18 protein-coding genes and 2 pseudogenes are annotated in these 22,124 nt (G+C 46.6%); 6 read left to right on the top strand and 14 right to left on the bottom strand.

The annotated features are described in order from the left end of the window. Positions 1-13: 13 nt before the first annotated feature. A pseudogene (locus IPJ02_15455) lies at positions 14-1,545 on the bottom strand (carbohydrate kinase). A gap of 179 nt (positions 1,546-1,724) precedes the next feature. Here IPJ02_15455 and IPJ02_15450 point away from each other — a divergent pair. Then, on the top strand, positions 1,725-4,355 hold the full coding sequence (locus IPJ02_15450) for a glycoside hydrolase family 3 C-terminal domain-containing protein (protein MBK7376887.1): 2,631 nt from the start codon (positions 1,725-1,727) through the stop codon (positions 4,353-4,355). Between the two features lie 39 nt (positions 4,356-4,394). Here the strand turns inward: IPJ02_15450 and IPJ02_15445 are convergent, their stop codons facing one another. From IPJ02_15445 to IPJ02_15405, 9 genes and pseudogenes are all read right to left on the bottom strand, one after another. After that, on the bottom strand, positions 4,395-5,348 hold the full coding sequence (locus IPJ02_15445; protein MBK7376886.1) for an XdhC family protein: 954 nt from the start codon (positions 5,346-5,348) through the stop codon (positions 4,395-4,397). Further along, on the bottom strand, positions 5,348-6,688 hold the full coding sequence (locus tag IPJ02_15440) for a phosphoenolpyruvate kinase (protein MBK7376885.1): 1,341 nt from the start codon (positions 6,686-6,688) through the stop codon (positions 5,348-5,350). Before IPJ02_15440 ends, IPJ02_15445 begins: the two co-directional genes overlap by 1 nt. 424 nt (positions 6,689-7,112) lie before the next feature. Beyond that, positions 7,113-7,601: pseudogene (uraD, locus tag IPJ02_15435) on the bottom strand (2-oxo-4-hydroxy-4-carboxy-5-ureidoimidazoline decarboxylase). A gap of 29 nt (positions 7,602-7,630) precedes the next feature. Then, positions 7,631-8,854 carry a urate hydroxylase PuuD gene (locus IPJ02_15430; GenBank protein ID MBK7376884.1) on the bottom strand — a complete coding sequence of 408 codons (1,224 nt, stop codon included), beginning with the start codon at positions 8,852-8,854 and terminating at the stop codon, positions 7,631-7,633. A 197-nt stretch (positions 8,855-9,051) separates the two neighbouring features. Next, entirely contained in the window at positions 9,052-10,077 is a 1,026-nt protein-coding gene (gene alc, locus IPJ02_15425; protein MBK7376883.1) for an allantoicase, read from the bottom strand. Then, on the bottom strand, positions 10,059-11,387 hold the full coding sequence (gene allB / locus IPJ02_15420; protein MBK7376882.1) for an allantoinase AllB: 1,329 nt from the start codon (positions 11,385-11,387) through the stop codon (positions 10,059-10,061). Before allB ends, alc begins: the two co-directional genes overlap by 19 nt. Beyond that, positions 11,377-13,575, bottom strand: a complete 2,199-nt coding sequence (locus IPJ02_15415; protein ID MBK7376881.1) for a molybdopterin-dependent oxidoreductase — start codon at positions 13,573-13,575, stop codon at positions 11,377-11,379. Before IPJ02_15415 ends, allB begins: the two co-directional genes overlap by 11 nt. Before the next feature lie 138 nt (positions 13,576-13,713). Continuing rightward, complete coding sequence (locus tag IPJ02_15410) at positions 13,714-15,159, bottom strand: FAD binding domain-containing protein (protein ID MBK7376880.1); 1,446 nt, start codon at positions 15,157-15,159, stop codon at positions 13,714-13,716. Next, positions 15,159-15,635, bottom strand: coding sequence for a nucleoside deaminase (locus tag IPJ02_15405; GenBank protein ID MBK7376879.1), 477 nt, complete (start codon positions 15,633-15,635; stop codon positions 15,159-15,161). Before IPJ02_15405 ends, IPJ02_15410 begins: the two co-directional genes overlap by 1 nt. Positions 15,636-15,819: 184 nt before the next feature. On the opposite strand from IPJ02_15405, the gene IPJ02_15400 reads away from it, so the two are divergent. Both IPJ02_15400 and IPJ02_15395 read left to right on the top strand, forming a co-directional pair. Beyond that, a complete protein-coding gene (locus tag IPJ02_15400) occupies positions 15,820-16,869 on the top strand; it encodes a hypothetical protein (protein ID MBK7376878.1) in 1,050 nt (349 codons plus the stop codon). Positions 16,870-16,918: 49 nt separating this feature from the next. Then, entirely contained in the window at positions 16,919-17,362 is a 444-nt protein-coding gene (locus IPJ02_15395) for a hypothetical protein (GenBank protein ID MBK7376877.1), read from the top strand. Positions 17,363-17,400: 38 nt separating this feature from the next. Here IPJ02_15395 and IPJ02_15390 read toward each other — a convergent pair whose 3' ends face one another. Further along, a complete protein-coding gene (locus IPJ02_15390; GenBank protein ID MBK7376876.1) occupies positions 17,401-18,186 on the bottom strand; it encodes a universal stress protein in 786 nt (261 codons plus the stop codon). Between the two features lie 129 nt (positions 18,187-18,315). Between IPJ02_15390 and trmB the strand changes: the two genes are divergently transcribed. From trmB to IPJ02_15375, 3 genes are read left to right on the top strand one after another with little or no spacing between them, the layout of a single operon-like run. Continuing rightward, positions 18,316-19,020, top strand: a complete 705-nt coding sequence (trmB, locus tag IPJ02_15385) for a tRNA (guanosine(46)-N7)-methyltransferase TrmB (GenBank protein ID MBK7376875.1) — start codon at positions 18,316-18,318, stop codon at positions 19,018-19,020. Further along, complete coding sequence (locus IPJ02_15380; protein MBK7376874.1) at positions 19,001-19,588, top strand: MGMT family protein; 588 nt, start codon at positions 19,001-19,003, stop codon at positions 19,586-19,588. Before trmB ends, IPJ02_15380 begins: the two co-directional genes overlap by 20 nt. A gap of 2 nt (positions 19,589-19,590) precedes the next feature. After that, positions 19,591-20,304, top strand: coding sequence for a hypothetical protein (locus IPJ02_15375; protein MBK7376873.1), 714 nt, complete (start codon positions 19,591-19,593; stop codon positions 20,302-20,304). Here the strand turns inward: IPJ02_15375 and IPJ02_15370 are convergent. From IPJ02_15370 to IPJ02_15360, 3 genes are read right to left on the bottom strand one after another with little or no spacing between them, the layout of a single operon-like run. Then, positions 20,299-20,766, bottom strand: a complete 468-nt coding sequence (locus tag IPJ02_15370; GenBank protein ID MBK7376872.1) for a hypothetical protein — start codon at positions 20,764-20,766, stop codon at positions 20,299-20,301. The genes IPJ02_15375 and IPJ02_15370 overlap by 6 nt on opposite strands. A 13-nt stretch (positions 20,767-20,779) precedes the next feature. Next, complete coding sequence (locus IPJ02_15365) at positions 20,780-21,322, bottom strand: DUF420 domain-containing protein (protein MBK7376871.1); 543 nt, start codon at positions 21,320-21,322, stop codon at positions 20,780-20,782. Between the two features lie 2 nt (positions 21,323-21,324). Continuing rightward, positions 21,325-22,110: an SCO family protein gene (locus IPJ02_15360; GenBank protein MBK7376870.1), complete on the bottom strand. Its 786-nt coding sequence runs from the start codon at positions 22,108-22,110 to the stop codon at positions 21,325-21,327. Positions 22,111-22,124: the final 14 nt, after the last annotated feature.

Genomic DNA, 22,124 nt, shown 5'->3' with positions numbered 1-22,124 from the left:
TTCTTTTTTTTGGTTAAGCTATATTGATTAATTCATTTTTTATGCTGCCGGATCTTTCATTTAAAAAACATTTCCATTGCTGGTAAAGTTCTTCATGGATATTGCGACTTTCGGGTTCTACAGAACCAACGGGCTTCCGGTTACCGAAAGCCTCCTTAGTATCTTTAAAGATGCCGGCACCAATACCGGCACCGATGGCAGCGCCGTAACTTCCGTCTCCTTCATAAAATTCCACGGGCACCTGTGTGCTGTTCACAAATGTCCTGGTAAACACATCGCTCAAAAAGAGGTTCGTTCTTCCTGCCCTTATGACGGAAGGCTGCATGCCGTTCTCCCGCATAATATCTAATCCATAGCGGAATGCAAAAGCAACCCCTTCCTGTGCCGCCCTTACTAAATGCGCTCCCGTATGAATATTAAAATCAAGGTTTTTAAAATGTGCACCCACCACCTTATTATTCAGCATACGCTCTGCCCCATTGCCAAAAGGGAGCGCCATCAGACCATTTGCGCCAGGGCCAATAGGAGCGGCTGCATGATTCAGTTCGGAATAAGTACGGTTAGCACCAAACAGGTTCTTTATCCATCGGTTAAAAATTCCGGCTCCGTTGATGCATAATAAAATGCCTATGCGGGCCTCACCCCCGCCCTCTCCAAAGGAGAGGGAGCCGGGTGATTTACATGTGCAAAACTGTTGATCCTTGACTGCTGATCATATTCCAGTTGATCGCTTACTCCGTAAATAACGCCGCTGGTACCGGCCGTGGCAGCCACTTCCCCGGGCTGCAATACATTCAATGAAAGTGCATTGTTCGGCTGATCACCCGCTTTATAGGTGACCGGTATGCCTGGCTTTAAAGTCAACCCTGCTGCAACCGTATCTTTTAATTGCCCGTGTGGTGAGAATACTGCATTGATGGCAGGAAACACAGACCGGTCAAAACCAAAATGATCAGTAACATCTTTTGAAATACCGTTGCTCCGGAAATCCCAGAAGATCCCTTCAGAAAGTGCAGAAACGGTTGTGGTAATGGAGCCGGTCAGTTTCATCGCAATAAAATCACCGGGCAGCATGACCTTGTCGACCTTTTCAAAAATGGCCGGTTCATTCTTTTTGACCCATGCCAGTTTGGAGGCAGTGAAATTTCCGGGAGAGTTTAGTAAGTGATACAAACATTTTTCTTTTCCGATGTTTGCAAAAGCTTCATCGCCGGTCTCAACAGCACGGCTGTCGCACCAGATGATGGAATTGCGCAACACCTGCTGGTCCTCATCCACCAGCACCAGGCCATGCATCTGGTAGGCGATGCCGATGGCAGCAATATCCTGCGGAACATATAGCCTGGTGGCATGGCATTTCAGTATGGCCTGTCTTACATTCTCCCACCATCCTTCGGGACTTTGTTCGGCCCAGCCGGGATGCAGGGAAATGATACCTGCTTCCGTTTCGGGGTATTGAACGGAGGCAATACAGTTTTGTGTTGCTGCATCCAGTACAGAAACCTTTACAGAAGAAGTGCCCAGATCGATCCCTAACAACAGCATATTTTTTATAATCCCTAAATTTATTTAAAATGGCTGATGAAATCTAAAAAAAGAAGGACAGGGAATGCTATTTTCGTTCTTCTTAAGGCTTCGTGTAAGAGACCAGATTGCCTCCATAAACCTGATGTTCATTTATAAGATGGGGCAGGATAAAATAAACATTTCAGAATAATAATAAAATGACAAGATCAGTAATCACTCCTGTGCTGTTGACCATTGCTTTGTTTTTGGCAGCTGGCGTTCATGCGCAGGACAAAAGATCATTCCCCATGTGGGATGCCAACCTGCCCGTTGAGCAACGGGTCAATGACCTGGTGAGCCGGTTAACCCTTGAAGAAAAAGTGGCACAGATGCTTAATGCTGCTCCGGCCATTCCCCGCCTGGGCATACCGGCTTATGAATGGTGGAATGAAGTGCTGCACGGCGTGGCAAGAACGCCGTACAAGACAACCTCTTTCCCACAGGCGATCGCCATGGCCGCAACATGGGATACCAACTCCCTGCGCCGCATGGCTGATTATTCTGCAACCGAAGGAAGAGCCATTTATAATAAGGCCTTCGAGACCAACAGCATCGGCAACAGGTACCAGGGATTAACATACTGGACGCCTAATATCAATATTTTCCGTGACCCACGCTGGGGCCGCGGACAGGAAACCTATGGGGAAGATCCTTTCCTGACCTCTATGCTGGCAAGAGCATTCGTGCACGGCTTGCAGGGCGATGACCCGAAGTATTTAAAAGCTGCAGCCTGTGCCAAACACTTTGCTGTTCACAGTGGACCAGAGTCAACCCGGCACTCGGATAATTTTAATCCGTCTGCCTATGATCTTTGGGATACTTATTTACCTGCTTTTAAAGAACTGGTTGTGGATGCTAAAGTGGCAGGTGTGATGTGTGCGTATAATGCCATCAATACGCAACCTTGCTGCGCCAACGACCTGTTAATGAATGATATTCTCCGAAATCAATGGAAGTTTACCGGCTATGTAACCAGTGACTGCTGGGCCGTGGATGATTTTTTCCGGTATCATAAGACCCATAAGGATCTGACCAGTGCCGCCGTGGACGCCGTAATACACGGCACCGACCTGGAATGCGGCAACTCCGTTTACAGAACATTGTTCGATGCGGTAAAGAACGGGTTGATCAAAGAAGAACAACTGGACGTATCATTAAAAAGGCTGTTCGCCATCCGCTTCCGCCTGGGTATGTTCGATCCGGGTTCTAAGGTGAAATACGCACAGATCCCTTTCTCCAAACTGGAGGCCCCGGAACACAAAGCCCATGCGTTGAAAATGGCACAGCAATCCATCGTCCTGCTCCGGAATGAGAACAACACATTGCCCCTTTCAAAAAAATTAAAGAAAATCGTTGTGCTTGGGCCCAATGCAGATAATAAGATCTCTGTACTGGGTAATTACAACGGAACCCCTTCAAAGGTCATCTCCGTATTGGAAGGTATAAAAGAAAAAACCGGTGCAAATACAGAAGTGGTTTATGAAAATGCAGTCGGCTATGCCAGTGATACACTGATGCTGTATGAAAACCTCCGTACCCGTTTCAGTGCCGGCAACAGGCTTGGCGTAAAAGCGGAATATTTCAATAATGAAAAATTAGAAGGCGAGCCGGTCTATACAACCACCGACAACGAGATCGACCATTACTGGAACGAGGGACAAGCCCCCGCGCCGGAAGTTGGAAGTACACACTATTCAGCCCGCTATACCACCACCCTGGTTGCTGCAAAAGACGAACAGATGAATTTCGAGATCGAAGGAGACGATGGCTACCGCATTTTTATAAACGATTCCCTCATGGTCAATGCATGGCCCAGGAACCGCTCAGGCAGCAAACAATTTCAATTACCTGTAAACAAAGACGGTCATTATAAAATAACCGTGGAATTCTGTCAATCAGAAGGCAATGCATTTATCCGGCTCAGATCGGGCCACTATGTAAAGACTGATTTTGCTGCTCTTGCCAACCGGGTAAAAGATGCTGATGCGATCGTTTTTGTGGGTGGTATATCCCCGCAGCTGGAAGGAGAAGAAATGCCGGTGGCCGTTCCCGGTTTTAAAGGCGGTGACCGTACAAGTATCTTATTACCTGCTGTGCAGACGGAATTGATGAAAGCACTGAAAGCAACCGGCAGGCCGGTGGTCTTTGTTATCATGACCGGCAGTGCACTTGCCGTTACCTGGGAAAGTGAAAATATACCCGCCATCGTAAATGCCTGGTACGGGGGTCAAAGTGCGGGTATGGCGGTAGCAGATGTATTGTTCGGTGATTATAATCCGGCCGGCCGTTTACCGGTTACCTTTTATAAAGCTGACGCAGACCTCCCCGATTTCAGCAACTACGATATGGCCGGGAGAACATACCGCTATTTTACCGGCGAAGCATTATACCCGTTTGGTTACGGGCTAAGCTATACCCGTTTTAATTACGATATGCTCAGTATCCCATCTTCCGTTAAAGCCGGAAAACATGTCACTTTGAAGGCAAGGATAACCAATACCGGGAAAAGGGATGGAGAAGAAGTGGTCCAGTTATATATATCACACCTGGATCTGTTTGCCAAAGCGCCTGTTAAAGCCCTCAAAGGGTTCCAGCGCATCTCGTTGAAAGCAGGACAAAGCAGGACCGTGTCATTCACTTTAACGCCTGAACAATTATCGTTGGTTAACGAATCAGGAAAAACATATCAGCCAAAAGGTTCGGTAATGATCAGTATTGGTGGAGCACAGCCCGGGATAATGAATAAAACAACGTCCAATGTGATCCGGAAAAAGATCTCTGTCCGGTAGTTAAAAGAAGAATTTTATATCGTTGCTTTTTTGCTGCGATCAGTATTTTCTTCCGGTAGACAGGTCCTTATTTTTCTCCCGGATGATCTCGGCGGCAATGCTGACGGCAATTTCCGGTGCTGTCTTACTGTAAATATTGATGCCGACAGGCGCATGTACCCTGGCCAGTACTTCTGCGGAGATCCCCTCTTCTTTTAATTCAGCGAACAGGGTTTGAACTTTTCGGTCGCTGCCGATCAGCCCCAGGTAAAAGAACTTTCCTTTCAGCAATTGTCTCATGGCAGCCTTATCAGTACGATAACCAAATGAAATGACCACTACGTAATCGTTCTCTGCCGGGGCCATGAAGGCATTGATCTCATCATAGCCGCGGATAGAATGCTTTTCATCAGCAAAGGAATTTTGCTGCATGGTATTCAGGTCCTGCCTGTCATCATATACGTTTACATAAAACCCCAGGAAATGCATCAGTTCCGATAAAGCAAGACTTACGTGCCCGCCGCCGATTATATGTATCACCGGTTGCTCGTTGATGGCTTCACTGTAAAACCAATCAGCATCTGTTTTATACTGAAGTCCCTGTACGGATCCTTTGGCAGGTCGTATTCCCTGTGGCGATAGTTCAATGAGGGTCTTTTTTCCGGAAATGACCGCCTCGATAATTCCTTTGGCATTGGTTGAAACAGGAATGAACGCATTCAGCTGGCTGCCGCTGCAGATCATCCCCGACTGATTGCCGGCATGTTCCTTATCATGATGCTGCCGCAACAGTAAAACACTCTTTTCATTTTTCCGAAGTATGTCCTTTGCTTTTTCCACCAGTTTATGTTCCATGATACCTCCGCCAATGGTGCCGCAAAATGTTCCGTCGGCAGACACTGCCATCTTAAATCCTTTTCTTCCCGGCGAACTTCCTTCGCTCTCCAATACATATAACAACAGCACGGGTACAGTGGCCGATAATTTAGCATGTATGAATTCCCACACATCCATTACTTTTTCCGGTTTTCTAAGATCCGCTTGAAAGAACGTCCACGTATCTCATCCAGCGTTAATCCTGTTACCAGCACTTCTTCTTCCGTGATAGCACCGCTGTTCAGGGCCCGTAAAAAATAATTCAGCAACCCCTGCCCGGTTGCGGCATCATCAAAAACATCGCCGATCAATGTTGCCCGGGCTGCTTTCTCTACAAATGTTTTCAGGCGTTCCACGGCATCGTCATAGCTCTCCAGGAAGAAGGCAAATACAGCAGCATAGCGCATGGGAAACTGCGCCGGGTTCAGGTCCCATCCCTGGTAAAAGCCATTCCACAAGGAGTGCCGGATATGATCATATCCCTTTCTCCAGGCACGGTGCACGGTGTCCATATTCTCCTGCATCTGTTCTTTCGTTAAGTGATCGCCCCGGTGCGGACCAATGGGCATGGTATTGGTTGCGCCATCGCTCAGCCAGATGCCGGTATGAGCCAGCGCCACTTTCGTCATGTGATGTGCAAAATCACAAACAGGATGATCCATTTCCTGGTACTTTGCCGTAATGCTGCAGCTTGCGGTATAATCATAGGTGCCGAAATGCATGGCAATACATCTTCCGTTGGCAGCCCTGATGAATTTATATAAAGGATTGGTTCCGTCGATCGCCATGATGGATTGGGTGGTCTCCACCATCATCTCCATTTTCAAAATACCTTTTTCAATTTTCAATTCTTCTTCAAGAATATCAAAAAAAGAAGCAAGGGCGGCAGGTTGTTCAGGTATGGTAACCTTCGGAAGCATGACCACAAAATTATCCGGCAGTCTCCCACCGGTTTCCTTTACCAATGTGCTGATGAATATATCCAGGGTGCGCAGGCCTCTCTCCTTCATTTCTTCTGCAAACGGTTTTATGCGGATGCCGATAAAAGGCGACAGGGTCTTTTCTTTCATACCCCTTGCAACCTCCAATGCAGCGGTAAGGGCAGTTTCATCTTCTTCTTCGTTGCTGCGATTGCCGTAACCGTCTTCAAAATCGATCCGGAAATCTTCAATGGCTTCCGCCTTCAGTTTTGCAATTACCTTATCATATACTTTATTGCTGAATCCCGAAACGGTATCCATGCCGAATACTTTTCCGAACACTTTGTGATCGGGTGCATAGGTCTCAAATATCTCCAGCGCTCTTTTCCCAAGTGATATGGCTGCATCGTATTTAAACAGGTTGGCGCCGCCGTACAGGGTATGCACGGGCTGGCGTTCACTCCGGTCGCCGGGATAAATTTGCTGGAAAGCAGTATTAGCATCTTTTAACTTACTGAATAATTGTTCTTTTTGATTCGTTGGAATTGTAGTACTCATACGTATTTATTTTTTTACCGCTAAGTAGTAAAACTTAGCGTCTTCGTGTCTTTGCGGTTGATCTTTAACTTCCGCGGTAAGTGGAATAGCCAAAAGGATTGACCAGCAGCGGTACATGATAATGTGCATCATCAAAAACAATGAACTGGATATCCACTTCGGGATAAAAACCTTTTATTTTTTGAGCGGCAAAATAACTGCCGGTATCAAAAACCAGTTTATAATTCCCATGAGCCAGTTTTTTTTGAGCGGGTAACAGATCGCCAACCCTTCCATCGCTATTTGTAATGCCTTGAGCGATGCTTTGCCAAACGCCGTTTACCGGTATCTGTAACCGGACGCTGATCCCTTTCCCCGGCTTACCCACTGCAGTATCAAGCACGTGCGTGGTAAGCTGGCCCTGCTTTAAAACGCTCCAATCGCCTTCGGTAATAAATTTTTGAAAGCGGAGTATGGTGATCTTCATTTGTTCGCCCATGGCAATATGCAGTTCTTCCCCGATCGTATTACTTAACCTGTCTTCCAGCAGGCACAACATTTCTGTTGCAGTTTTCCCGGTTGCACAAACAATGAATATGAACCCGAACTTCGCTTCATAGGCTGCATTGGCATCCGCAAGAGCCTTAATGGTCTTTTTGGAAGCAGCGGCTACGGAGGCCTGTTCCTTGCCGGCAAATTTTTTAGTAAGGCTTTTCAGATCGCCTATTTTGGGATGATTTGTAAATGACTCAAGCCAGTCGATGCTGTTGCATTGGTTGTACCAGACATCGGTTGCTGCATTGACCAGGTCCGCTTCGCCGGAAAATGGAAATTGCTTTACCATCAGGTCAGCCCACGTGGAAGAACCACAACAAGCAAGCAGTTGCTTTGTTTTCTCTGCCTTGCCCAATTTATTGAACGCTTTTATTGTCATACGGAACATTTATACTTATTACTTATATATCACTTTACGGGTGCACCCTGTTCGATCCAGCAGCGCAGTATATCCCTTTCTTTTTGTGTGATGTTCGTCTTATTGTTCTGCGGCATCGTCTTCGTTATCACCACCCGCTGCATGATCAGGGCTGCCTTTCTTACAATATCATCCGGCGTATCGTAGATCACGCCGTTGGGGGGCGCTTTATAAACATCGTCCGTTGGTTTGGATGAATGACAGCTTACACATCTTGCCTGGATAATGGCATTCACTTCGCTGAATTCAATTTTTGAATTGCAGGCTCCCGGGTCTTTGGGCGGGGCAGAGATGAATGCACCGGCCAGCAGGATCACCACAGATACCGGCAATACCCACACCGCCAATTGTCCTTTTTCCCGGAGGTTAAGGTAATGTTTTACACCAGCAGTTCCCAAAGAAATAATGACAAGTACCAGCCAGGGCTGTTCATACCCGAACGTGGTGGGAAAATGATTGCTGATCATCACGAACAAAACCGGCAGGGTGAAATAATTATTATGCAGGGAGCGGTTCAGTGCATTTTTTCCCGGTTGCGGGTCCGGGGGCAGCCCCCTTTTTGCAGCACGCACCATGGCCTTCTGCGCAGGAATGATCACAAAGAAAACGTTGGCCACCATAATGCTTCCGACCAGGGCACCGAAGTGTATGTATGCGGCACGGCCGCTGAAAACATGGGAGTAGAAATAAGCAAACCCGACCAAAGCCACAAAACCAACCAGCGTAAATACTATTGGTTCTTTAATAAGCGGTGATTTGCAAAGCAGGTCATAAATGACCCACCCTACGATAAAAGAACCCACCCCTATGCCTGTGGCAGCAAGCGGGCTGATATCCAGGATATTCTTATCAACCAGGAGCGCCGATGCATTAAAGTAATACACCACAAACAACAGGCAAAAACCGGTAACCCAGGTAAAATAGGCCTCGTACTTGAACCAATGAAGATGTTTCGGAATGGTCTTCGGAGCAACTTTATACTTTTCGAGGTAATAAAATCCTCCGCCATGTACCGCCCAGAGGTTACCGGCGAGCTCATCCCGTACATCTTTGGTGCGATTGAGTGCGTTCTCCAGGAAAACGAAATAGAAAGAAGCCCCGATCCATGCAATGCCGAAAGTAACGTGCATCAGCCGCAGCACAATATTCATCCATTCCATTAAATGCGACTCCCATGCCGTGCCGCTTACATACAGGTAAAGCGATGCCACCATTGCCACCGATACCAGGACCAATGCGGTATAAACAAAGTTCTGCGAGGAAGCAATTTCTTCTTTCTTCTTTTCTACATCCAGGCCGGCTTCATCGTCCGCATCAACCTGCCGGGTTATACTACGGAGGTAATAGGTCATGATGGTAAGCATGATCAAAACGAATCCCAGTACCGAAAATAAAATGATCCCAAGCATTATTAATTCTTTTTCTTACCAAACAAACACAGCCTGCTGATACCGCCATCGGGGAAGATATTCAGCCTTACATGAGAAAAGCTGTTTCCGCTATTTACTTCTTTTGTAAATTCATGTTCGCTATCAGCACGTAGTTTTTGTTGCGGCAATAATACCTGCCATTGTACTTTATCATTGATCACTTCATCATCATTACCGCTCATGCAGGCTTCAATAGAGCAGCTATCGGGATAGTTGCCTTTGAAATGACATGTGTCAACTATAATGCGTTCAATATTTCCCTTGTGAGCCAGTTTAAGGATCACCCAGTCACGGTTGTTGGGAGTACGGTTGCGCCTGGTCTCCCAGCCATCCCCCATATTAATGCCACGGCCCGGCATAATCAGGTTACCCATGGCGCTGAAGAACATGTCGTTGCAAGCGATGGCCTTGCCGCCGTTGATCGCTGCAGCCAGGTCAAGTTCTTCAGCAGCAGAAACAGCATCCCAGTTCTTGAATACCTCCCCATATACCCTTAGCCTTGCCACACCGCCATCCGGGTAAATATGCAGGCGGATATGGGTGCAGATCTCATCGCTTTTGCATTCATAAAAATTCTGTGAACCGGCATCGAGCTGTGATTTGGGTAATACCTCTTTCCATGCAGCGGTATCCCAATCGCTGATCGCCGGATCGCCGGGAATATTTACTGCTTCAACAGATGCATGGGGTGGATGGTTGCCAAGAAAAAAATTAGTGTCAATATCAAAGCCGGCAATTTTACCCGGTGCAGCTAGTTGTATTACAGCCCAGTCGTGGCCCGGTGTGCGTTTGCGGCGGCTTTCCCAGCCATCCATCCATTTGCCACGGTCGGTATATTTATCTGCAATAAAGATCCCCCGGCCGGGTTTGATCAGGTTCTCCTTTTCCGCAAAGAAATCATCGGTGGCATACAGGACCTTCCCTCCCAGCCTTTCCGCAGCAAGATCTGTTAGCCGGGTGAATGCCGGAGCTTCTTTAATTATTTCTTTTACTTTCTCAAAAGCCATTGTCCTGCGTTTTTCTGAATTATTTTTTTATTACCGTAAACCGTCATCCCGTTTATGATTGTTTGCTGCACCGTTCCGTATAATCGCTGCCCGGTATACGGGCTGCAGTTATGCCGGTGCAGGATATCTTCCGTCTTCACTTCATATCTTTCTTCCGGGTTCCACACAACCAGATCAGCATCATATCCAACAGCCAGTTTTCCTTTCCGGTGATCTGTCTGTAAAAACGCAGCCGGGTGTTCCGTAAGCAAAGGAATGAATTTTTCCAGGGAAATGGTCTCTTTCATGGCCGTCCATGCAACAGGTAACAAAAACTGAAGGCCGGCAATACCGCCCCATGCTTTTTGCAGGTTACCGCTTTCCAGTTCCTTAATAGCCGGTGGTGCAGGCGAATGATCGGTAGCAATAAAATCCAGTACTCCGTCCTTCAATGCTTTTTTCAGCAGTTCATTATTTTCCTTTTCACGGATGGGTGGCGCACATTTATATAAACAGTCTGCATCGGGAATATTTTCAGCATTAAAGTAAATATAATGAGCGCAGGTCTCTGCCGTCAAAGGCAATCCCTCTTGTTTTGCTTTTTGGATCTTCCCCAACGCTTCTGCGGATGATACATGTACGATATGTGTTGCACAACGATGTTTACGGCAAAGCTTTATCACCAGGTCAACCGCTTCGTTCTCCCATGCCTTTGGCCGGCTGGCCAGGTATGCCGCATAGCTGGTCGGGTATTTCATCAATTGATCGGTACGTTCCCCCTCCAGCTCACAATGCAGCAGCAGGGGAATATGATATTTTGCGATGACCGGCATGGCTGCATCAAGTTCTTTCTCCGTAACATTCGGAAATTCATCAATGCCGGAATGGGTAAGGAAACATTTAATACCAAGTACGCCTGCCTGTATCAAACCTTCCAGGTCATTTTGATTCCCCGGGATCAGTCCCCCATAGAAACCGACATTCACATGCAGTTTATCTTTTGATTCATGCAATTTTTCATTGAATGCGTTCACGTTTGTGGTGACCGGGCTTGCATTCAGCGGCATGTCGGCAATCGTGGTGATGCCGCCCGCGGCAGCAGCCTGGGTACCCGTATCAAATCCTTCCCAGTCTGTTCTCCCCGGTTCGTTGATGTGAACATGGGCATCAATGATCCCCGGCATCAAGATATTGTCACCGGCGTCTTCAGCCCCTTCGGTCTTACCCGTGAATAATTCTGTGATGAGGCTATGCTCAAAACAAATTGTTGCAGGCTGAAGTTTTCCATCCAGCCAGCAACGGTTACTGTATATGGATCGTTTACCTGCCATTGTTGGAGTATAAAGCCATCAATACCTTTTCCGGCGTGATGGGAGCCGAATAGGGGATACCGGCAGCCGGATTAAATGACAGAACAGCATTGCGGATGGCAAAGTAGGCTCCGATGCCATACATCAAGGGTGGCTCTCCTACTGCTTTTGACCGGAAGATGGCCATCTCATTTCCGTCGGTATTCAGGAATTTCACATCAATGGTCTTGGGAACAGCATAGATGTCGGGTATTTTATAGGTTGACAATGCATTGGATAATAATTTCCCTTCGGCATCATAAACCACTTCTTCCATCGTCATCCAGCCGATACCCTGAACGATCCCGCCTTCGCACTGGCCAAGATCAACGGCCCGGTTCATACTGCTGCCAAAATCATGCACCGCTTTTACGGCATCAATTTCATACGTTCCCCTCAAACAGTCAACTGTTACAGTTGTAAGTGCTGTACCATAAACATGGTATGCAAATGGATGGCCCTTCTCTATTGTCTTATCATAATGAATGAACGGCGTGGCGTAATGTCCTTTGGCGCTCAGGTTGATGCGTTTGAGAAAAGCCTGCTGAACCACATTTTTCCAGTTGAATACAGAGGCCTCATTGTTTATATGAACAACCTCCTCCTTTATTTCCACATCTGCACCTTCTTCATCCGTCAATTCCGTTTTAATGAATGAGAGCAGCCGTTCTTTTACCTGGTTGCATGCATCCAGCAATGCTTTGCCGTTCAGGTCGGCAGTAGAACTTGCCGCGGAAGGGGATGTATTGGCGACCCTTGATGTATTGGTGCTTTCCAGTTTCACTTTTTGGGGAGAGATACCAAAGCAGGTGGCAGCCACCTGCAGCATTTTCGAATTCACCCCCTGTCCCATTTCCACAGCTCCTGTGCTCACTCCCACTGTTGCGTCTGAGTATACATGCACCAATGCCCTTGCCTGGTTCATCATGGTGTTGGTAAAAGAGATCCCGAAACAAACCGGCATGAGTGAAAATCCTTTTTTATGAAATTGATTTTGCCGGTTAAAGGAATCAACCTCTTTTTTTATTGCTTCCACATCGTATTCCTTCATCACTTCTTCCCAGCATGGCTGTGCCTGGCATTCCGAAACGATCTGACCGTAGGGAAATTCGTCGCCGTTCTTCATCAGGTTCTTCTGCTGGATAATATCCGGGGCAACCCGTAGTTTTTTTGCCGCATGATCGATCGCAGCTTCTATCACAAACATTCCCTGCGGACCGCCAAAGCCGCGGAATGCGGTATTGGGAGGCAGGTTTGTCTTACAGGAATGTGCAGTGACTTTTACATGCGGGATATTATAACTGTTGCTGGCATGAAATAAAGTGCGTTCTAAAATGGCTGGTGAAAGGTCTGCAGCCGCACCTCCGTTCTGGTAAAAAGTAGCTTCGTAAGCAAGGATGTTATACGCTTCATCCAGCCCGATCTTATAATCCGTGCTGTACGGATTTCTTTTACCCGTCATCCGCATATCTTCCATCCGGTGCGGAATGCATTTGGCAGGGCGTTTTAATATCCATGCTGCCATAGCCGCCATGGTACCCCATGCCGATGCCTGGTCTTCCTTGCCGCCAAAGCCGCCGCCAAGACGGGGCACATCCACTTCTACATGATTCATCCCTACTCCCAATACCCTTGCTGCCGTACGCTGTACCTGTGTGGGGCCCTGTGTGGAGGAAAATATTTTCACACTATCGTGCTCGGTTGGATAAGCATAGGCTCCCTGCGTTTCGAGGTAAAGATGTTCCTGTCCGCCGGATTCTGCCCTTCCCTCAAAAATATATTTACACTTTGTGAAAGCATCGGCCACGTCTCCCTTTACAAATTTTCTTGAAGGGCTTAATAAATTTCCCTGTTTGAAGGCTTCCCGGGGATCGGTGATGACAGGCAGTGGGTCAATTTCAATTTTAATTTCTTTGATGGCTTCCTCAGCAGCGTCTTCGTTTTCTGCCACCACCAGCAAAACCGGTTGCCCACGGTAGTGAACTTCCTGGTCAGCTAAAAAGGGTTCATCGGGGATGATGCCGCCGACCTGGTTCTCCCCCGGGATGTCTTTACAGGAAAATATTTTTACAATACCATCCAGCTTTTCAGCTGCAGAAAAATCAAGCTTATTTATTTTGCCATGTGCCAGCGGTGAATCAAAAACCTTTACAAACAAGGCTCCCTCCATCACGGGGATGTCATCCACATAAACAGAGCTTCCTGTTACGTGATTTACCGCATCAATATTTCCGCCTCCGCCAGTTGGCAGAGAGAAAAGATTGCCTGTATTTTTTGTGTCTTTATTCACTACGGTGGCTCCCTTGTTTTATACTCCAACAACCTGCCGGATCAGTTCTTCTTTAATTTTGAAATGTGCCAGGAATAATTGCCGCAGCAATAACCGTTTGTAATCTGCCGTACCTCTTGCATCGCTGATGGGCGCTATCTCTGTATTCATTACAGCAATTGCTTCTTTCAGTACTGCTGCACTGATCATTTTCCCTTTCAAAAAATCTGCTGTGGCAGTAAGGTATTTGGGAAAAGGCGCTACGCCCCCGGCAGATAAATGAATCGTTTCGATCAGGCCGCCTGCATCCAGTTTTACCTGGCATGCCGAGTTCACGCTGGCAATATCGAGGTGTGTTCGCTTACAGACCTTTTCAAAACTGAATTGGTCTTTTTGCGGGGGAGTGAAAACGATCTGCTCCATGCGTTCATCAGCAGACCGGTCGGTCTCTTTATATCCCTTATAAAAATCCCTGAGCTTTACGGTCCTTTTTTTCCCGATCCTGTTCAATACAAGTTCAGCATCCAGCGCCAGGAAAAATATGCTCATGTCGCCAATGGGGGAAGCATTAACGATATTACCCGCCATGGTGGCCATGTTGCGGATGGGTGTGGAGGAAATGAGTTTGATGTATTGCGGAAGGCCAGGAAAAATATCCTGCATCCGTTTCGATTCAGCAAAGGCAGTAACTGTTACAGCACCCCCGATATAGCATCGCCCGTTCTCAGATCTTATCCCGTGCAATTCACTGTTATCAGACAAATGCTGAACAGAAGATCTTTTTACAGTCAGCGCCTTTTGTACAATAAGATCAGTGCCGCCACCAATCATCAGCCCTTGTTCTGAATGGCCGTTTGCCTGTTGCGCTGCTGTTTCTCTTAATTGAATAAGCCTGTCTTTGATCTGCAAAAAATACTCAGGGATGAATTTCTTTTTCACCAGCCAGGCAATTGTTTCTTTGCCGGGTTTGTCATTCATCTTCTCCGAAAGTATTGCTGCTGCCCTTTCAATGGATTTATAGCCGGTGCACCGGCATATATTCCCATCTATCGAAGCAATGGCCTCCCCGTATTGTTTTGTATTTTCATCCAGTACGAAGCCGGTAAGGGACATCACAAAGCCAATGGTACAGAATCCGCATTGGGTACCGTTGGTATCCACCATGGCCTGTTGTACCGGCGACAATTCTTTCATGCCTTGCCTACCGGCAGGCAGGTTGATCCCTTCCACCGAAACAATATGTTTTCCCTGTGCATTGCCCAGGGGCATCAGGCAACTCGTCATGGAGCGGTAAACCAGTTTGTCACCCCCATTGCTATGGAGATCAAAGTCTCCCACTAAAACAGTGCAGGCGCCGCAATCTCCTTCCCGGCAACCGATCTTGGTACCGGTGAGTCTTTTGTGACAGCGCACAAAATCAAGCACCGTACTCCCCGATGGAAGTTCTGTTTCGATCAGTTTATCGTTTAGAATAAAACGGATCATCAATATTCGATTTTATTGGGGCTTATCTTCCATTTTTCAAAGGCTTCCAGTGCTTTTTCCCGCAGCACCTGTTTGGTAAAAAGTTTCCTTTCTTCAACAGGCTTTGCTATTTCCTCATAAATGAACTTATCATCGAAATTGATGGCTGCTGCATCTTCCTTGCTGCTGGCATAAAATAATTTATCGGGCCTGGCCCAGTAGATGGCGCCCAGGCACATGGGACAGGGTTCGCAACTGGTGTAAATTTCACAACCGGTCAGTTGAAAGGTCTTAAGCGCCTTGCAGGCTTTTCGGATGGCTACTATTTCTGCATGTGCCGTGGGATCGTTGCTGGAAGTGACCTGGTTAGAGCCCCGGGCAATGATCCTTCCGTCTTTTACCACGATGGCCCCGAAGGGGCCGCCCTTTTGCTTTTCCACGTTTGCTACCGAAATGCGGATCGCTTTCCGCATGAATTTGTTGGCTTCCTTGTTCATTGATATAAATTTAAATGCAGCACCGCCGTTACAGGCGCAACCAGGAAAAACAGCAAGCAAACAGCAACCGTGCAGCAACAATAAAAATAACAAATTGCACCTAAGCAGACAAATAAGCTTCCTGTAAAAAACCTGCTGCCGGCTGTTTCTTATATTTGTACCGGCCTGTTTACTTTTTACATACATGAATACGGGGTATAAAAATCTGACGGAAGGACAACGCCTTGCTGCTGCGCAGCGGCTGACCGCTTTATGGGCATTTACCGAATCGGGCCTGGGCGGCATCATGCATGCGCTGCAGGTCCCTTTTACCGGGCTGGTGGTAGGAGGAATGGCGGTTATTATCATCAGCCTTATTGCAGAAATTTCGTCGCATCATTTAAAACAGGTCTTAAAGAGCGCCCTCATCGTTCTTATTGTAAAAGCAATGGTAAGCCCTCACACTCCCTTCCCCGCCTATATTGCTGTTTCCTTCCAGGCCCTGCTGGGGTATGGGATATTCCGTCTGCTACCGATCAATTTTTTCAGCATCTTAGTATTGAGCACCATCGCCATGCTGGAATCGGCCATTCAAAAACTGATCATCCTTACTTTATTCTTTGGGAAGTCCTTCTGGAAGGTAATGGATGAAATGGTCGCATATATTGCAAAACAGTTTGGCATCTCCGCCAGCAATGGAAGCCTGTGGATCGTGGCCACCTACCTGGCCATTTATCTGATTGGCGGAATGATCATCGCCTGGATCGCTTATAAGACCATTAAGGGCCTGTTTGCTGATAAAAGCATCCTGGCAGTGGACAGTACTAAAACGATCAATGAAGAAATATACAAAGGGAATACGGATAAAAGAAAAACCCTTTACCAGAAATTGTGGGCAATGATATTGATGCTGGTTGTTCTATCTGTTGTGCTTTTTATTTTTGCTGCAGATACCAGGCAAGGGTGGCTGGCGGTTGTAAAAACATTCAGCTGGACATTGTCTGCCATTCTTATCTGGTTCATGCTGATCAGCCCCTTGTTTACCCGGCTCATACAAAAACTGTTGCAGAAGAAAGAAAGCAGGTACAGTGATGAGGTATTAAAGACCCTCTCCTTTCTACCCATGCTGCGACAGCTTACCGGCCTGGCCTGGCAAAAAAGCAGGGAATATTCCGGGCTGGCCCGCTGGCAGTTTTTCCTTTCTGCGTTGGTTCATTGGTCCCTCACCTGTTCAGATCCATCAAAACCAGAATGAGTATCCTTATCTTTTCAGGCCCATCCACAGCGGTAAAACCACGGCACTGATGCAATGGTGTACCCGTCAGAAAAACATATACGGCGTGCTGATGCCCGATATGGACGGCAGGCGGAAAATACTCGACGTAAACACAAAGGAAGTTTTTGATATTGAATGTACCGATCCAGAAAATACAAATGAACCGCTTACGCCTGTAGGTAAATTTCTTTTTTACACTAACGCATTCAACAGGGCCAATTTGATCTTACTGGAAGCACTGACCCAAGATCCGGCCTGGCTGGTGATCGATGAGGCCGGTATACTTGAACTGGAAGGAAAAGGATTTTATAATGCAATAGAAAAAGTGGCGGCTGTTTATAGCAATAATAAAAACACCGGTAACCTGCTGATCACGGTTCGTGAAAGTTTGTGTGAAGAAGTGACGGGCTTTTTTAAAATTAAAGATCCCCGGGTAATTCATAGCCTGGAAGAACTTGACAGCCATGATTAAAGAGATCATCTGCTGGCAGGGACCGGCCGGTCTTTTGATCACTCATGCATCACCAGTATCGGCATCTTGCTGTGGTAGGATAATGTTTTAGTACGGTTACCGCTCAATAATTTGCCAATGAATGAATGATTCTTCTGAACAGCGATGATGAGGTCGATGTTCCTGCTTTCTGCAAATAAATTGATGGCTTCGTCCACATCATACAGCCGCATAAAATAAAATTCAGGCCGGTAGTCAGCAAACATCTGTTTCAGTTCCTGCTTTTCCTTTTCATAATCTTCCGTCAGGGAGATATAGTGGTCTTTGTCAACATTCACTATATGCAGCTGTGGCTGAAAAATGTCTAAGAAATCTTTAATAGGAACCGAAGGCGTGGTTTCAACCGTGTTCTTAAAGTCGGAAGTAAGCATCACATTCTTCAGGGGTTTGAACTCGGCATTTTCCGGAACGATGAGTACCGGGCAGGCTTTTGTTTCGGCCATTTTCAATGTATTGCTCCCGAAAAACACCTGTGCCAGGGCTGATTTTCCGGTGATACCCATGATCACCAGGTCGGCCCGGCGGTGGCGGGCTGCTTTCTCGAGTCCATCTACAAAATCGCTTTCCTCATGTGCCAGTATCTCCATCTTCACAACATGCGCTTTCATCAGTCCGGCTTTCAGGTTTTCCAGGTCAGTTGTTGCTTTTTCTGCTTCGGAAGACCTGCTGTAGCTGTGATATAAGATCATGGTTACCCCATAATGACCCGCAAGCAATTGGGCTGCATAACGGGCAGCATGCAACGATGTTTCGGAAAAATCAACTGGTACGATAACCGTATTCATATAAGTAGTTTTAGTTTACTGTAGCATGCAAATCTACTTTATTTATGGCTGATTCTATGGCATTTTAGGAAGGTTTTCAGGGAGATTTAATGCGACCAATCAACGGCTGATTAATTATCTTTGCCGCCCATGGCGCAAAAAAAACTGCAGCGTTTTGCTGATTTTAAAAGCCTTTCCAATGCACTGGAATACCCGGCCGGTATGCGGGGACAATGGCCTGTTTTTTTTAAAAACAACAATCCCCTGGTACTGGAGCTTGCCTGCGGCCGGGGCGAGTATACGGTGGGGCTTGCCCGGCTTTTCCCGGGGAAGAATTTTATTGGTGTGGATGTTAAAGGCAACCGCATGTACATCGGTGCAAAGACATGCCTGCAGGAAAATATTGCCAATGCCGGCTTTTTGCGTACCCAGATCGAAAAACTCACCGACTATTTCTCCCCGGGTGAAGTGGACGAGATATGGCTCACGTTCCCCGATCCCCAACTCCGTACTTCGAGGGCAAAAAAGAGGCTGACCCACCCCCGGTTCCTGCGTTTATACCAGCAGGTCCTGAAACCGGGCGGGTTTATTCACCTTAAAACCGATTCGCCGGACCTGTATCTTTTTACAAAAAGAGTGGCAGGCCTGTATGCTATTACCCTGCTGGAAGATTCAGATAATGTGTATGCAGACCAGGACATAAAAGAAGAATTAAAGATCAAAACGCATTACGAAAACCTGGATATAGCGCAAAGCAAAAAGATACACTACCTGAAGTTTATACTCCCTCCGGAAATAAAAGATATTGATAAACAACTGCAGGAAATTTTAAAGCATGAAGAACAGCTGGCTTGAAGGGGAAGATTATTATTACAATGAACAGGGGTTTATTGTTTTGACCGCCAAATACCATTCAGACAGGGGGTATTGCTGCGGCAACGGCTGCAGGCATTGCCCCTATGCATATAAGAATGTTCCGGAACCAAAGAGAAATGAATTGCTATCTTTAGTGAACAATGGCAAAGAAGATACCGGTAAAAAATCAGGAAAAGCGGGCCCTGCAAAAAAGGAAGGGCCAAAAGATACGCTGAAGGAGTACAGTTTTTTCCATGATGTATATGATGTGGTGAGGCAGGTCCCGAAAGGAAGGGTTACCTCGTATGGAGCCATTGCTGCATACCTGGGCACAAAGCTTTCGGCCCGCATGGTAGGCTGGGCCATGAATGCAGCCCACAACGCCAAACCAAAAGTGCCTGCCCAGCGGGTGGTTAACCGGAACGGGATGCTGAGCGGCAAACATCACTTTGCAACACCCACCTTAATGGAAGAGTTATTGAAGAAAGACGGGGTTGCTGTTAAGAACGATACCGTGGTTGATCTTAAAAAACGATTTTGGGATCCACTGGTTGAATTAAGTTTATAATCATGTCCAATACCATTTTACAGGGAAAGGTTTCATTTGTGAATCACGAAAAAAAGACCGTGATGATCGAGTACGATGCCAACGGAAAGAAGAAAGCGATCAACGGGCCGGTAGATGATGAAACGCAGGGGCTGTTAAAAAAGAAAGGGGTTATTAAAAAGACACACGATTTTCATATCGGGGACGTGGTGAACTTCACGGCAGGCATTTCGGCAAGAGGAAATAAAATGGTCGCTTCCAACATCCGCTATTTATACAATACCGCCCTGGATGCCCTAGTAAATAAAGCCAAAACGGAGAACAGGTTTCTTGGTTACCTGAAAATTGCAGAAGATAAATATTTTGTAAAAGAGATTGACAGTTACCTTTTCTTCCCGGTGTCCGTTTCGCCCTGGCAGGTAAGGCCTGCCGAAGATAAATTAAATGAACCAGTGACTTTTATGCTGGAGAACCCGGAGAAGAAAGATAAAATAACCGCCAAACTTTTTGACAATACCTATATCCCGGAATTCCACACCGCCTTAAAACTTCATAAATCTCAAACACCCGTTGAAGCAACCGTTTATAAAGTATCGCTCCATGGCATTTATGTAAATGTTGTGGGAGACAGGATACAGGCAAAGCTTCCTTTTAAAGAGGGAATAAAAGCGGGTGATATCATTTCCATAAAAATAGTTTACCTGAGCCCGGCCAAGATCATTGTTGAAGCATTATAACGCTTCAACATCTGCACTGCTTAATCCCAACTGCAGTGCCATTTTGTTTTTATCCGGCGCCTGCAGCATGAACAAAAGAGCAAGCACGGCAGCCAGGGCCAGGAACGCATAATTACCTGCCAGGAAAAAACAAATGCCGGAAAATAAAACAGCTCCTTCCAGCAAAGCCCACTGAATGATACAGGCAGAACGGTATTTCTCAAACTTTCCCTTCAGGGTTAGATCAATATCATCTTTAATAGCTGCCAGCCTTTTTTTAAAGAGTTCATTGCCGGCAAAGAAAGCAACGGCTGAAAACACAATAGCAATTACCTGGAAGATCTTATCCTGTGCAGCCAATGGCGGCGAAACCATTTTCCGGTAAACCAGGAAGAACAAAACACCGAGGAATACCAATTGCCCAATGAACATGGCCCGGTGCATTATTTTAAAAGATGAAAAGGCAGGGCCGGCATTATTCATTGCTGCAATAAATTTAATTGTAATACGGACTGATCATCAGGTAAACCAGCACCCCTGTTACGGCCACATAAAACCAAAGCGGCCACGTGATCCTTACGAGTTTTTTGTGCTTATCATAGTCTCCGGTCAATGCCCGGTATGCAGTAAACAAAATAAAGGGAAGAACGATTCCGGCAAGGGGAATGTGGGTAAAGAGAATAATGTAATAGACCGTCTTGCCGATGCCATCACCCCCAAACCTGGTTTCACCTGCAAACAGGTGGTGGCAGATATAAGATACCAGGAACAATACCGACAGCAGGATGGCAAAAAGCATGATCTGCTTATGTGATACATGGTCCTTTTGTTTTACCGTGATCAGCCCGGCCACCAGCAATACGGCCACAACCGAATTGATAACGGCATTCGCCAGCGCAAACAGGTGCACATCAAATCCCGGGTCAACATCCAGCTTTACCCTGCTCAATACCAGCACCGCAGCAAATACGATGGCTGACAACGTAAAGATCAGTACCCTTGCTTTTTTATCATTCTTTTTAAGTGAAGGCTGTAACATTACTAAGGCTTTTTATTCCGTTTATTATTTAAGATCACGATCACCACGATCACAATTCCGATGGCGGTAAAGATCACGGGCAGTATGGGAATAAGATCCCGGAATACCGACGGCGCTTTTTTATCTCTCTCCAGCATCAGCAGGGGGATATCCCTTACCAGTTGCGCCTGCTTCACCGTATCAAAACCATTATACCAACCCCGTACAACCCGGTTACTGTCGAGCAGGAAGAAATTTTCGGTATGGATGAATGCCGTGTCAACTTCGGTATCCGCAAGACTTGCTTTCAGTTCATTCAATGCGAAATCATAAATTTCCTTTTTATCGCCGGTCACAAACCACCACGTGTCGTGGTTGGCATTATAACGGTCGGCAAATTTACGCAACTGTGGCACGGAATCGTGTTCCGGATCCACGCTGATGGAAATGAACTGAACAATACTGTCGTTCTTTGTAAAAGAATCCTGCAGCCGTTTCATACTGCGGGCCATGCCGGGGCAAATACTCGGGCAGCGGGTAAAGAAGAAATCAACCACCAGCACTTTCCCATGGAGGTCATCCAGTGAGACTTTCTTACCGAGCTGGTTGGTGAACCGGATATTCTTTGCTTTATGCCAGATGGTATCCGTAACGGTCTTCCCGTTCTTTTCAGATACAATAACGGTATCGGGTGTAAAATACCGGCGGGGCATGTGCACGGCTTCCTTGCTGTAATGCTTTACAATGAAATACCCTGCAAGGGGCATTGCGATGGCAAGGAGGAGCGCTAAAATTGCTTTTTTGTTCATTTTTATATGCGGTG

The sequence above is a fragment of the Chitinophagaceae bacterium genome, assembly GCA_016710165.1.
GTDB lineage: Bacteria > Bacteroidota > Bacteroidia > Chitinophagales > Chitinophagaceae > Ferruginibacter.
The sequence above is the reverse complement of the archived record's forward strand: the minus strand, read 5'-3'. Positions and strand labels throughout refer to the sequence as shown.